9 protein-coding genes and 1 pseudogene are annotated in these 13,404 nt (G+C 39.1%); all 10 read left to right on the top strand.

Features of this window, described 5'->3' with window-relative positions:
- Positions 1–1,192: 1,192 nt before the first annotated feature.
- The 10 genes and pseudogenes from HMPREF1505_RS04950 (at position 1,193) to tssR (ending at position 12,789) form a co-directional block, all read left to right on the top strand.
- Positions 1,193–1,615, top strand: a complete 423-nt coding sequence (locus tag HMPREF1505_RS04950; protein WP_004359687.1) for a GPW/gp25 family protein — start codon at positions 1,193–1,195, stop codon at positions 1,613–1,615.
- Positions 1,616–1,920: 305 nt separating this feature from the next.
- The gene (locus HMPREF1505_RS04955) at positions 1,921–3,696 is read left to right on the top strand and encodes a type VI secretion system baseplate subunit TssF (RefSeq protein WP_036923406.1); all 1,776 of its coding nucleotides are present in this window, start codon (positions 1,921–1,923) and stop codon (positions 3,694–3,696) included.
- Entirely contained in the window at positions 3,693–6,134 is a 2,442-nt protein-coding gene (locus HMPREF1505_RS04960; protein WP_036923409.1) for an AAA family ATPase, read from the top strand. The genes HMPREF1505_RS04955 and HMPREF1505_RS04960 overlap by 4 nt, the downstream gene beginning before the upstream one ends.
- The gene (locus HMPREF1505_RS04965) at positions 6,119–7,054 is read left to right on the top strand and encodes a hypothetical protein (RefSeq protein WP_036923412.1); all 936 of its coding nucleotides are present in this window, start codon (positions 6,119–6,121) and stop codon (positions 7,052–7,054) included. Before HMPREF1505_RS04960 ends, HMPREF1505_RS04965 begins: the two co-directional genes overlap by 16 nt.
- A 9-nt stretch (positions 7,055–7,063) precedes the next feature.
- Positions 7,064–7,948 carry a TssN family type VI secretion system protein gene (locus HMPREF1505_RS04970; protein ID WP_004359695.1) on the top strand — a complete coding sequence of 295 codons (885 nt, stop codon included), beginning with the start codon at positions 7,064–7,066 and terminating at the stop codon, positions 7,946–7,948.
- Positions 7,935–9,086, top strand: coding sequence for a hypothetical protein (locus HMPREF1505_RS04975; RefSeq protein ID WP_036923415.1), 1,152 nt, complete (start codon positions 7,935–7,937; stop codon positions 9,084–9,086). The genes HMPREF1505_RS04970 and HMPREF1505_RS04975 overlap by 14 nt, the downstream gene beginning before the upstream one ends.
- A gap of 15 nt (positions 9,087–9,101) precedes the next feature.
- Positions 9,102–9,584: a type VI secretion system TssO gene (gene tssO / locus HMPREF1505_RS04980; protein ID WP_036923418.1), complete on the top strand. Its 483-nt coding sequence runs from the start codon at positions 9,102–9,104 to the stop codon at positions 9,582–9,584.
- A 12-nt stretch (positions 9,585–9,596) separates the two neighbouring features.
- Entirely contained in the window at positions 9,597–10,046 is a 450-nt protein-coding gene (gene tssO / locus HMPREF1505_RS04985; RefSeq protein ID WP_004359700.1) for a type VI secretion system TssO, read from the top strand.
- Positions 10,047–10,063: 17 nt separating this feature from the next.
- Positions 10,064–10,510, top strand: a pseudogene (locus HMPREF1505_RS04990) (PKD domain-containing protein); the annotation flags it as partial.
- A gap of 11 nt (positions 10,511–10,521) precedes the next feature.
- The gene (tssR, locus tag HMPREF1505_RS04995) at positions 10,522–12,789 is read left to right on the top strand and encodes a type VI secretion system protein TssR domain-containing protein (RefSeq protein WP_036923421.1); all 2,268 of its coding nucleotides are present in this window, start codon (positions 10,522–10,524) and stop codon (positions 12,787–12,789) included.
- Positions 12,790–13,404: the final 615 nt, after the last annotated feature.

Consider the following 13,404-nt stretch of genomic DNA (forward strand, 5'->3'; position numbering starts at 1 on the left):
CAACAACTTCTTGAAGTCCCCTCTGTACGGCTGTTAAACAGTCTTGCTCTTGAAAGAAGAGGAAGATTTGCAATCTGTTGTTTTACGATGCCAAAAGTAGAAAGATATTTTTATAAAAACAAAAGAAAAACATAAAATAACATGGGTTTAACATCTAATAAGTAAAATCCTTACTTTACTTCGAGAGTAGGAGGAACACCTAATCATTATAAGAACAAACTTGTCAACTCACCAATCTGTCTACTTATCCACTTGTTCATCCTCATAAAAATGTAAACAATTTTTCATCTTCTATATTTCCATTTATGCTTAATAGGCTTTGAAAAGACGCCCTTTGGACTTGCAAAAGATGCCCTTTAAGCCCCTTACTAACGCCCTTTTGAAGGCTAATTAGGCACCTTTAGACCTGCTATCTTGTAAGCAACTGACTACTAAGCGTTTATAAAACCACTTAAAAACTTAGTTTTAAACGTATTTTTCTTACTAAAAATGCTCAGCAGTGTAAAGACTTTTCGGTTCATTTTTGCGTTCCGAAATATGGAGTGATAAAGTAAGCCTACTACATATAAAAGGCACACAGAGAGGGGGAGAACACGGAGGTGAAAGCATAAAGACAATATCACGGAGGTGCCGAAGGCACAAAGAGCGACAGAGGCGTAGTGTACGTGTTGCTGATAGCTTTGGTAAAAAGCATTTTAAGAAATCTTGCAAACCACAGCTTTGTAATGAAGTAGACAAAAGCATTAATAAAACTCGCAAATATCCTCTGCTGCTCCACGCACCAACGGTGCCTCTATGCCTAACGATTTCTGCCATATAAAACCTCTGTGCTCTCCATTTCTCTGTGTGACGTTTCTTCAAAGTTCTAATCTCAAAAGGTATCGCTCCCAATAGCTGAAGAACCTCATTTTTTTTATATCAATTCATAGCTTTATACCTTTTCATAATGTAAAACGTGACAAGTCTTCAGTAAATAAGAAGATTGCTCTTGAAATAACTTTTCAGCTATTACAACATTTATAATACTGAAAGTTGATTTTAGATACAGCGTTAAAGCTTGTTTTATGAGAAGAGAATCTCGTGTTTATGTGGAGAACTTCATCAATTAAATACTTATAAAATATTAAAAACAGAAAAAAGTTGCCCATATCTATTAAAAATAATATATATTTGCACAATATTTTGGTGTGATATGAACTATCTAAAACTGCCTTTGGATTTATCAGGGGCTTTAAATGGACAAATCCAACGCTGCTCTTATGAGGAGTCAATTGCCCAGCATCTCATGATGTTGGTGGTTTCTCGTCATGGAGAAGTGGAAGGAAGAGAGGATTACGGTTCGATTATATGGGACTTGGAGTTCAATCAAGTTTTGAAAAACGAAGACTGGGAAGATAAGGTCAGACAGTCATTGGAAGCCACTATAATTAAGTATGAACCTCGTCTTAAAGACGTCCATGTAAGAGTAGAACTTACTGAGGTTGAGGAAGATGTCAGAGATAAGTTCCCTAATGCTCGAAAGCGTGTACGCTTGTGGGTAAGTGGTCTTATTGTAAGAAATGACCAGCACTTCAACTTTAATACACATCTTTATATAAGTCCGATATCACAGTAGGATTGGCTGATAGAAAGGAAAGTGTAATAAAGAAGATGAAACGAATAAACATATTGAACTACTTAACACTCTTGTTACTTTTCTTCTGTTGTACATCGTGTGACAGCAAAAGAACTATGGACAATATGAGAAACGATTCACTTTTTGTATGGCAGCCCGCTTTGACGGCTCCAAAGTATTATCCCGTACAAGCTCAGTATGCACGCGTGATGGTGGAATGAGTATTTAAACCGTTGATAGCCTTGTTAGAGGACTAAGTAGCTCACACAAATGAGATACATCATTATTAGAGATGAATATAAAATATGATAGATAAAAGGCAACAGAGTATAAAAGAACGTCTTCGGAGATTTGCAATGGACTTGTGGAATATCACAGATCTGCGGCAAATGGACCCCGTTATTGATTTAATTCTTGACGTAATAGCCTATAATAGTAGTAGACTTCATCAGAATATATCTGATTCTGATTCAAATATTCTGTATCGTTTGGCATGTTTGTTAGTGCCTCAGCAGTGGTCACTTCCAATGCCTTCCCATGCTTTGTTGAGTGTGGAACCTAAGAGTGACGAGTCTCGCTTACTAACATTAACAGATCGTTTTTATACGAGGAAGATGATGTTTGAAAAGGGATGGGTAGACCTTGACTTCTCTCCTCTAAGTAATTACCCTTTAGTAAATGCCAAGATAAAGGCCCTATCCTACGATAGTCGGGTAATGTATTCGTATGAGGGTAGTATGCAAGAAACAGAACTTCCAAACGTAGTAGTGCCGTCAGAAGATGGTGTTGTGTGGATAGGTCTGGAAATGACGCAGAGCCTACTACGTTCAACTCATGAACTGATATTGTGTATTCTTTTGGAAGACAATAACCTCACGCCTTTCCTAAGAGATGTGCATGTTTATGATGGAGCTGGAGAGAGATTAGAAGTATCGGTTCCACAGTTTCCACTGGAACACAGTGAGAAATATCACTACTTTAATGAGATTAGTGACTATTATGCAAAAAACTATGTTCAGATAAGTCTTGATTCAAAAGCCCTCTCATCTAATCCTTTCAGTACCTATCCTTCAGAATGGGAAGTTTCTGAAGAGGGAGACGATGAAAGCAGTAAACTGGTATGGTTAAAGTTGAAATTTCCAGTGATGTTTAATCATGTGGATTTTGGGAAAGTACGTTTTCTACTCAATACTTATCCAGTTGTCAATCGTAGTTTGGTTACAATACAACATGATTTTGCACGAAAAGGTAATATCGTAGCTCTACGATGCAAAGAAAATCGTTTCCTGCTCAATGTAGAATCTTTTCATGATGATGTTAACCACCAGTACGTGGATATTGTGCGGAATTATAATGAGTCCTCTACAGGTACTTACAGCCTTTACTTTGGAAACATAGAAAGATTTGATTCAGACAATGCCCGTATATTGATAAACAAACTAATTCAGTTAATCCATGAAGACGGAAGTGCTTTTGAGAGTATGGAGATAGATACGCTCACGGATCAGCTGAACAATCTCTATAATAATATAGAGAACATAGAAAAGAGCATCTACGATTTCACTCAAGATAAGAGTATTCCTCGTGCTTTTCTATTTACACAGCCTTACAAAAAGACATCAGAGGTAGAGGTGAGTTATTGGACTACTGATGCCGAAGTTGCTAATGGTTTGGATAGTCGTACGGTAGTCTACCAAGCGGAGAATGAGAAATTCTCGGCAAGTGGGTTGTTGTTCCAGACAACGACAAAACAAGGTAATGCTCACGACTCAGAACGTGATATGATTAATCGACTCCGTTATGGTTTGCTATCAAAGGACCGTATTGTTACGCGTGAAGATATAAAGAGTTTCGTACTTTGTAGTTTAGGGAAATTGGCGAAATCTGTAGATATCAGAGATGGTATAGCTATCTCAAACGATGTGCGACGTGGTATTATCCGTACAACAGAAGTAAGAATAGAACTTTCAGGTGCAAGTAAAGAAGGGAATGTTGATTTACCTGCAATGACAAGTTTCTTAGAAGACGAACTTTCAAAGCGTTCTATCAATAAGACGCCTTACAAGATATTTTTCGTATGAATACACAAAATTACAGCAATAGCCTCATTGCTGCTATTAAGTTAGCCAAGGCAATGGCACATCAGGATAAGCACCTATCATTCGGTGTAGCTCATCTTGTTATAGCTATGCTGACAGAGCAGACAGGTTTGCGTGAGATCCTGAACTCAATGCAAAAGGAAGTGACATACATCAGCGATTGGTTTGAGACTTATCGTGAGATGTATGTCGGTGTTGAGCATGATGCAGGTGAGATAATCGCCGACCACGAGGTTGAGACAGTACTTGATGAGGCAGAACGCTCAAAGATAAAACTTGGTACAGACTCTGTTGATGCCTTGTGTGTGTTCTCAGCAATTGTCAGAGATGGTGTGGTTTATTCCCATCAGCAAATAGAATCAATTGGTGTGACAGAAGATGAGATAATGGAATATTTTGAGGCTTCAACCTCTCCTTTATCTCCAGTTGCAGAGATGGATATGGGTAGTTCTATCCAGTACGTATCTGATCTCCGCCGAGCAGAACTCTTAGAAGAAGGTAAGTCTATTATCGGTCGTAGCAAGGAAATACGTCTGATCTTGGAAACGTTGGAACGTTCTGAACGACAAGGTATTCTGCTTGTAGGTGCACCGGGTGTTGGTAAGACGGGTATTATCAGAGCACTTGCCCATGAAATGGAAATCAACCAAGATGAGATTATCAACCAGACATCGTTGGTCGGGCTGAACACATCAAAGATTCTTGCACAATCAGGTAATGAAACGGAGATTACCCAAAAACTAACAGGTTTACTGCAGAAGATGAATCAGGCAAAGAGTCGTGGTGTGCTTGTTATTGACGACTTGCAGTTGTTACTCGAAAGTGGTAACCCAACGGCAGCCACCTATATACTCAACAACCTTGATGCACAAATTTGCGATGGTGCAGTCACATTGCTGATGGTTCTCTCTATGGATGCTTTCCGTAAGCACATTGAGAAACATTCTATTGCAAATAGACTGAATATTATAAATGTAGAGGAACTCGAGCCGAATATTCTTCGCAGTGCATTACTAAAACATAGAACAATTCTGCAGGCTTATTATAGTCTGCCAATAACAGAGGAAGCATTCATAAGTGCATATAATCTTTCTAACAGATACTACAAGGAAAAGAGCCAACCAGCCTCAACATTAGACCTCATTGATAGTACCGCAGCCTCGGTAAGACTGAGCAATAAGAATGCTGCAGGTATTGTAGAACAACTTGTGGAGCAGTATGAGAAGTACAAGGCAATGCCGGTAGAAGATGTGAGTGATTTCGACTTACATCTGCTTTATCATACAATCTTTAACAAGGTGAGTGTTGTTTTGACTTCAAAGATAGAAGACGACTTCGTACTGACGGATGATGACTCAACACAGGAGAAATTAGATAAGCTTGGTAAGATGTTGAACGAACTTTCTGCCCTTTCACAGAAAGGTATTGAGAAGGTTACCTCATTAGAAATAGAATCAGTTGTGGCAGATGACACTGGTATCCCAATCGGAAAGATTCAGGCACAAGAGAAAGATCGACTCTTGGGTATCGAAACCAAGTTGCACGAAAGAGTTAAGGGACAGGATAAAGCTATTCGTACACTTTCAGATGCTATCATCGAGTCACGAAGTGGTCTGAGTGACCCAAAGAAGCCTATCGGTTCATTCTTCTTCCTTGGTCCTACTGGTACGGGTAAGACAGAGTTGACGAAATCATTAGCCGATCTTCTTTTTGATGATGACACGGCAATGATTCGTTTCGATATGTCGGAGTTCAAGGAAGAGCATTCTGCAGCCTTGCTGTATGGTGCTCCTCCAGGATATGTTGGCTATGAAGAGGGTGGTTTGCTTGTGACAAAAATCCGCCAAAAGCCTTATTCTGTCGTACTCTTTGATGAGATTGAGAAGGCACATAGTAGTGTCTACGATATCTTCCTGCAGATTATGGATGAAGGTAAGGTGCATGATAAATTAGGACGTGAAGGTGACTTCTCCAATTCTATCATCATCTTTACTTCTAATATTGGTAGTCAATGGATTGCTGAACAGATTCAGAAGGGACATCAGCCAACCTCTAACGAACTGATTGAGGTTATGTCGAAGTACTTCCGTCCTGAGTTTCTTGGTCGTTTGACAGAGGTAGTCCCATTCTCACCTATTACAGAGGCGGTTGCTCAGCAGATTTTCCTTCTCCAATTCTCACGCCTGCAGAAGCAGTTGTTGGAGCAGAAGGATATTCAGTTGGATTTAGCACCAGAGACAATAGCCTACCTTACCTCCAAAGGATTCTCGCCACAGTATGGTGCGCGTCCTATTGCTGGTGTAGTAAGAACTTATCTGAAGAAGACTATTTCCAAACTGATTGTCTCAGAGACTATCAAGCCTGGCGACCACATAATAGCAACCTATAAAGATGGAAATCTGCAATGGAATCACGCATAACAACTTCTAACAGGGATTTAGAAGGATTCAGTAATAGTGATGCACGTCATCTTATTGCGGAAGTCTTCTATGCTGAATTGCAGTTTATTACTGGGGAGGATCTGCTTGATAAGACCGTTGTTGTGACTCACGGAATGAATAGCCGTGTGAACTCTCAAGATATTATCGAGTTGCAGAAAGAGGAAGTCTATAAGGATGGACAATTAAGGGAACGACTGATACTTAACCTTGCAAGAAATGGTTTTTATCATCAGTTGCCTGAGTTTATGTTCCACCCTATTTCTCTTAGCTCACCAGGAATGAGCAACAAGGAGGTTGTTGAAGCGATTCGAGAGAATAGGAAGAAGGCAGAGAAGGCGATACACTTTTTCTCTCCGTTCGACACAATGATGTTCCATGACAGTGTACGTATCTTTGAGCGGCAGTTATCCTTATTTGAAAGGCCGTCTGAGAATGTTATTATCAAGAATGTCACCAGTCTTTTCTTTTCGAAGACAGCCCCTCTTACTGTTGACGAAAGATACAAGATGTTTTTGTGTCTTCTCAAGGTAGAGCATTACAAGGAGAATCTTTCTGCATTGGAAGAATTACTTTCAGTAGTCTGCGCTATTGATGCTAAAATACGATACGTCTATCATTACGAAGAGAATCTTCCTTACATTAGCTTGGGTGATTGTATGTTGGGGGTTGACTCAGGACTTGATGGACAATTACTATGTGAGTTGGATGATGTTGAAGTAAATCTCTGCTTTCATGATACGATAAAAGAAAGTGTATTGAAAAAGCAGATAGAAACAGTAAAGTATGTGCTGTCGTTCTTTCTCATTTCGTCCAGAGATATAAAGATAATATATACTGTCACGACAAATACAGAACTCGTCTTAGGACAGAATTATTTAGGTTATGATACGAATTTATAAGAAGAAATAATGAAACCTTTAATATTTTTCTTTTTGAAATACTTATTGGCTCCGCTTCTTGCAATGGTCATGGTGTTCGTTATGGGAGCACTAAAGTCTATTCGACAGCAGCTGGGCATGAAGAGGATTATTGTCTTTGCTCTTTTAGCAGGACTTTTCCTTGGACTTCCTTCTCTCTTCGGCTATTTGAAGAATGAATATGTGTGGGGAGGACTTGTACTGACTGTTACTTCTTATCTCATTCTCGGATTTTTCTATCTATGGGCATTGCGCGTGGTCATTAGCAAGAAGAACGATGATATGTCTATCGAACTTCTCGTAACAGTGCTCTCAGGTATTATCGGAATGTGGATTTACTATCTTGTATTCAACTGGATTAGCGGAGGATTGGAATATACCCCTTGGGCGATGACAGCTGTCTGCTGGTTTATGATTCCTTACTTCGTCTTCCGTAGTTTCAAGTATTTCCGAAACATACAACCAGCAATCTACGACTTGTGGAGAATCAATCATAGTGGATTTAATCGAAACTATTGGGACAATCTCGATACTTTCAAGGCATTAACTGTCAAGGTGAAACTTAAACGAAAGGTTGGTGATTTCGATTATACAACCCTTTCTGTTCGCTTGGCTGAGGGTATCGCTTTAGGAGACTGGTTTGACTGGCTTGTTGAAGACCAAAATCGTCGTTTTCCACAAGCACAGATTGAAATCAATATGGAAGGTGCTGAAAGTGGTTGGATTTTCTATACGAGCCGATGGTTCCGCTATCCTCTATTTATTCGGATGCTGGACCCACGTTGCACAGCCACAGAAAACAAAATAAAGAAAAATCAAGTTATCTATATAAAACGAGTAAAAAGCATAAACCAGATACAACATGAAGAAGATTGAGCATTTGCCAATAAACTGGGTTAACGGCCAGAAAATTAATAATACCCATTTCTTTGAGACATATTACAATGTAGTTGAAATGCTAAGACAGAATCGTGAAGAGGAACTGACAAGCTATAACTATGGATTCGGTGATAAGTCTGAAAAAGAAGAATGTTCTATTGATATGGATATTAAGGGTGAGTCTGCAGAGACTTTATCAGTAGAACTTAGAGCATGTAATGCGGTGACTCGTAATGGTTTCCATATTCTCTTTACAAAGGAATTGTATGGCGATTTCACACCAAAGTGTACGCTCAAAGATATCGAGATTGATCTCTCTACACGTCAGGTAGTCTGCATTCTCCTTACTGTTAATCCTTACAAGATGTTGCCTGTTGGAGTGCCAGATCCAGAAACTACCCCACTCCATCATCCTTACGTATTACCAGAGGTTACTTTGCAATTGGTATTGGAGCAGAATCTTAATAAGGCTTTCCTTGAGGGTAATAGTATAGTAGCAGGAAAGGTTATCGTTGATGGTGGTTCCTTCTCGATAGATAGCGACTATATCCCAGCTATTCAGCGTATCAACTGTTCTGAGAGAGCTATACATGCTTTAGAGAATATGACAGAAACACTTGAGCGTATTCACAGCAATGCACTCAAGGTATATGCTAAGAATATTTCTAACCCTCACCGCAGTATGCTTGCAGATAATACTTTTGCTCTTTGCGATGTGGTGAAGAATTTCTATAGCCAGCACTGCTTTGAATTGAAGAATATTGCAGCTGAGCAGCCTCCAATCTATACTGTACGCTTTGCAAATGCATTAGCTAATCTTCTGCTCACTTCACTCCGTTCTTTACCTGAGAAGGACTTTGAGACACTATTGCAGTACTTTGATGAGTGGACAAATATTAAGCCGTCTGACTTTATGCACAAGACAAGCGATATTGCTCATTTGAGCTATAATCATCTTGAGTTGAATATTCTCTTTGTGAGCATTGCAGCATTTCTCAATGTAATTGATACGCTTTTCCATAAGTTGAGCGAACTCGAATACGTTGGACTCATCAAGGAGAATATTATTATTAGCGAAGATAACAATGGCAAGGCCTCTGAGAGTGAGCGCAAGTCATGGAAGGTGTGGGATTAACAGATACACTTGACAATGGTAGAAAGAAATAGAAAGGAACGCCGTCAGGCAAAGAATTCTTTTATTTTCATCTTTAGCTTCACGCTATTGCTTTTCGTACTCTTTGCTGTTTGCACATTGAAAACTGCCGAACGCGGAATCAACATGGTAGACGAAAAGAAAGTGCGTTACGATGAAGTATTTCGTAAGCAGGCAAGCTATAATTTCCGTATGGATCAAATGTTCAAGGATATGAACAATCTTGTTACTGAGAAGCGTACGGATAATGAGCAGGCGCAATATCAGATGATAATTGCTCGTCACAGACAAGATATGCAAGATGAAATCTATCGTGGTGATAATGACACCACCAACTATGTTCTCTATAAAACGCTGTTTGATCAACTACAAGCTACGCAGGAAACCACTGCGACTTACTTTGATGAGAAACGTGACTTAGACTACATTATGGAACAGATTCAGAAGGCAACAGAAATTTTAAATAGAAAAAGAAATTAATAATTTATTATTATGACAAGAGACGAAAAGATATGGTCCAGTATTAAGTTTACGCTTTTGTTATGCTTTTCTGTGGCCTTACTCTATATCCTCCTTTGTAAGTATGTCACACCTATTCCAGAATCCATTACAGGTAATGCGGTGACAGAAATCAATGATGCCGAGGCTATTCTTGAAGATCAGAAGGAAATGAGTGAGAAACTGATTACGCTGAAGAAGGATATTGATTCGCTTAACTTCGAGATACAGCAGACACAGCGTATCAGTGAGATAAAAGATCGTATGACACAGCTGCAAGACAACTATCGCAAACATTCTTATGATCCGAAATATCTCTATTGTATGCGTGCATTCAAAACGATACAAGACTATTTCGACATAAAGCAGAAACTCTATTGGACAACCAAGAATACGGAAGACAGAAAAAAGATTCTCGAAGAAATGAAGACTAAGATTAGATAAGGCTTTTGTTGGCTTTGCCTGGTAAATATCTCATCAAACTGAAGACTAATACAACTTTATATCCTGTATCTCATGTCATAACTATCCTTCCAAAGGTTGAAGACATTATCGAGAATCCTGCTGATGAGGCTGATCAGCCAAAACCTGAGCCTATTGATACATTGGCTATGGTACAGAATGGTATCAAGAAGCATTTACAAGCTATTGCCAATGCGGGTGCAAGAGATAAGGAAGCATTCTATGCACATCGTAATTTCATTATCAATAACTATCTCGGCGGTAATGGTAATCAAGTCGTTGTACACATCAATGGCGAGCGTTATAATGTATTCCCAGACTATTGTCAAGGATTACACTTCCTCGAGAGTAATCGTTACGGACGTGTGACTATTGATGATGTGAAGGTAGATGATTTCCATCATATTACAAAAATTGAAGTAACTCAAAGAAATACAGGAAAATAAAATTAGGAAATATGAAAGCGTTCCATATTATAGCAGGTCTTGCATTCTTCTTTTTAGGTGCTCAGAGTAGTCTGGCACAGGTGGGAAGATATGATAAGACACATGCTGTCGGTAAAAAGAGTTTTAATTACCTGACAGAAGATACACGAAAGCAGAAGACACACAACAATAAGGATGTGCATATTGTCTTCTCAGATCGTGACCATAACAAGGCATACGCTGGACCGTATGCACAGCGCATCCTGAGTGAACAGAAGCTTGGTGCACCATTCTATGTTATTGGTGAGAAAAACGGATTCTATAAGGTTGTTGCTGCTAACCAGAGCTTGCTTGGACAGCCTAAGGGTATGTTTGCACCACTTTTCAGTTCAAGAACTCACTTTAAAGATGCTAAGAATTCACCATTCGTAGGATGGATTGATAAGAATAGCGTGCTGGAGTATAATCATGCCTTTGTGTCTAAAGATAACAACTTCCCAGTACGTTATCGAATCGGTGCATCCACTGTATCACGATTGTCAAATATAAAGAGATTCTTTACTCTTGACTCTCTGAACCTCTATAGCGATCCTTTCTTCCTCGATAAGAGCAAGGGAAAGCTTGTAGCTGGTCAGATTGTGTATGCTTATAAGTACGATGCAAGTAAACAGGCTATACTTGTTTCTGATCGTCCTTCGCTCTCTGACTCTACTCGCACTGCACTCGGGTGGATTCCTGCTGACCTCACTGCAATGGTAGGACAGAATCACGTTTATCTGCTGGATGCTAATTATCCTGAGTTCGCAGGCTTCCCATTGGGTTCTAAGCTCCTCTTTACTGCTGATGGAAATTGGACAAACACGTCGACAGATCAGAAAGTGGCTATAAACCTTCCATTGTCTGTATGGGACAGGAAGAAGACTTATATGCTTAATGTAAAAGGTGGAGATGTTGCTGTGGCAGAACTCGATCGACTCATTGAGAATAGCAAGAATATAAATGTCCACCTTGTGTTCTTTGATAAGGACCGTCTACTTGTGCGCAACCTCGTTAATGCTTTCCAGGGCATAAGCGAAAAGGTATCAAAGGATTCTCAGGCGAAGTTCTCTGTGACATCAGTTTCTCAGAAGGGAAATAGACATCTCGCACCAACAACCGACTTTGGTAAGTGGATTGACTATCTTACAAAGATGACTTCACCAAACACTATTGGGGCAACAGGTGGCTACGGCTTCCATGATGCGATGAATACCATCTTTAGAGAGACACCTTATTCTAAGTTTGATAATAATGTGTTCATTATCTTGGGTACTGATGAGTTCCCAACTTTCACTTCTGACATCAACTCTGAGATATATTCGCGCTCAGCTACTCTCCTTCTTGCTCAAATCCTTTCTAAGGATGGTATGCCTTATCAAGACTTCATCCTGCAGTCTAAGCAGCTACTTGATAATAACATCCTGGAGTATATGAGCTTCTCTGGAGACTACCTTTGCGAACCAAAATGGACAAAGAATGGCTCGTTCAAAGATATGAGTACTGATAACGAGAATGTTTATTTGCTTGATGCACCAAAGAACTGCGTTATTACAGGTGGTTTTGTCTATCCAAAACTTTATTCTGAACTTTCAAGTGCAGGTCTTTCAAATGTTCTTGATTCACTATTTATGCAGCTCAATGCACGTAACAACGAAATTGTAAATGTGACACGTAGCGCAGAGAATAAATATGGTGTTCTCCGTGCTGTTCCTACACAAGAGGTAGTGAATCTCTGTGACAGTGCTGCTATCTCTGTAACTGACATTGAAAAGAACAACATCAACGACCTTCTCTTTAAGAAGATGTGGTTTACACCACAGCAGCTTTCAACTTATGACGAGGGATATCTTTTTGATAAGGATGAGATGCAGAATCTTCTTGATGGCTATCGTGATTTGATGCCTTATATCAATGCAGACTCTCTTGGAAACCAAGAACTTGCAGTATTGAGAAATAACTTTAAGCGTCAGAGCAAGCTGGTAAACATGCTTTCTTATCGCAAGGCTCTCAGTACGAAGTCTGCCATTTCAAAGGTTTATTATCATCGCGTTTCAGTTCCAAGTTCTGATGCATTGAACTACATTGTACGTGTAAAGGATATTAGCCGTAAGAAGTGTAATGAAAGCGAATGGGATCAGGCTTATAAGGAGATGTTTAAGAAACTTGTTAATCTTGAAACACGCTTCAAGTCTGGACGCTTGAATACTATATCTGTTGCTGGAAAAAGCTATTACTTTATTCCATTAAAGGAGCTTCCATAAAGCATTTAAGATATAAAATATAATGATATGGATAAATACATTTCTGACATAGTTCAGGTGTATTTGTCCATATTTTATTTTCTGATACCGCTGTCCGATAAACCCAACTCACTTATGGTTCTTCCAAAGTGAAAAACAAACAACAAACTACTTGTATATGCACACTGTTTCGTAAATACTTTTCTAACACCTAAAAAACATTCGATGCTTAATTGGCTACGAAAAGACGCCCAATTGACTTGCAAAAGATGCCCTTTTGAAGGCTAACTAACGCCCTTTTGAAACCCAATTAAGCATCTCTTGTTTTAGAGTCCTTCAACCCTTTGATTCTATGTAAGTTACAGAAGTGTTATAAGTATATGTTTTGGGCGTACTTTTCCATATAAAAGCCTCACTTTTTGTAAACTTATTTCACCATAGTATGCTTTTTTAGGAAACGTATCAAAAGCTATGGGGAAAAGTTATATGAAACTTTTATTTTACATAAACTCTCCCCTTATACTATCCTTCCATAAAATGATGGTGCTCTGAATACACGCTTTATCTTAGGCTATTATTTTAATTTATTGCTGTCCGGTAAACCTTTTCCACATATAAAAGTTAAGGGCTAAAATC

It is taken from the genome of Prevotella sp. ICM33 (genome assembly GCF_000517825.1).
Classification (GTDB): domain Bacteria; phylum Bacteroidota; class Bacteroidia; order Bacteroidales; family Bacteroidaceae; genus Prevotella; species Prevotella melaninogenica.

Excerpts from the sequence above, each read along its gene's own strand:
- HMPREF1505_RS04955 (WP_036923406.1), top strand. The coding sequence starts at position 1,921 with ATGATAGATAAAAGGCAACAGAGTATAAAAGAACGTCTTCGGAGATTT.
- HMPREF1505_RS04960 (WP_036923409.1), top strand. The coding sequence starts at position 3,693 with ATGAATACACAAAATTACAGCAATAGCCTCATTGCTGCTATTAAGTTA.
- tssO (WP_036923418.1), top strand. The coding sequence starts at position 9,102 with ATGGTAGAAAGAAATAGAAAGGAACGCCGTCAGGCAAAGAATTCTTTT.
- tssO (WP_004359700.1), top strand. The coding sequence starts at position 9,597 with ATGACAAGAGACGAAAAGATATGGTCCAGTATTAAGTTTACGCTTTTG.
- HMPREF1505_RS04950 (WP_004359687.1), top strand. The coding sequence starts at position 1,193 with ATGAACTATCTAAAACTGCCTTTGGATTTATCAGGGGCTTTAAATGGA.
- HMPREF1505_RS04965 (WP_036923412.1), top strand. The coding sequence starts at position 6,119 with ATGGAATCACGCATAACAACTTCTAACAGGGATTTAGAAGGATTCAGT.
- HMPREF1505_RS04975 (WP_036923415.1), top strand. The coding sequence starts at position 7,935 with ATGAAGAAGATTGAGCATTTGCCAATAAACTGGGTTAACGGCCAGAAA.
- tssR (WP_036923421.1), top strand. The coding sequence starts at position 10,522 with ATGAAAGCGTTCCATATTATAGCAGGTCTTGCATTCTTCTTTTTAGGT.
- HMPREF1505_RS04970 (WP_004359695.1), top strand. The coding sequence starts at position 7,064 with ATGAAACCTTTAATATTTTTCTTTTTGAAATACTTATTGGCTCCGCTT.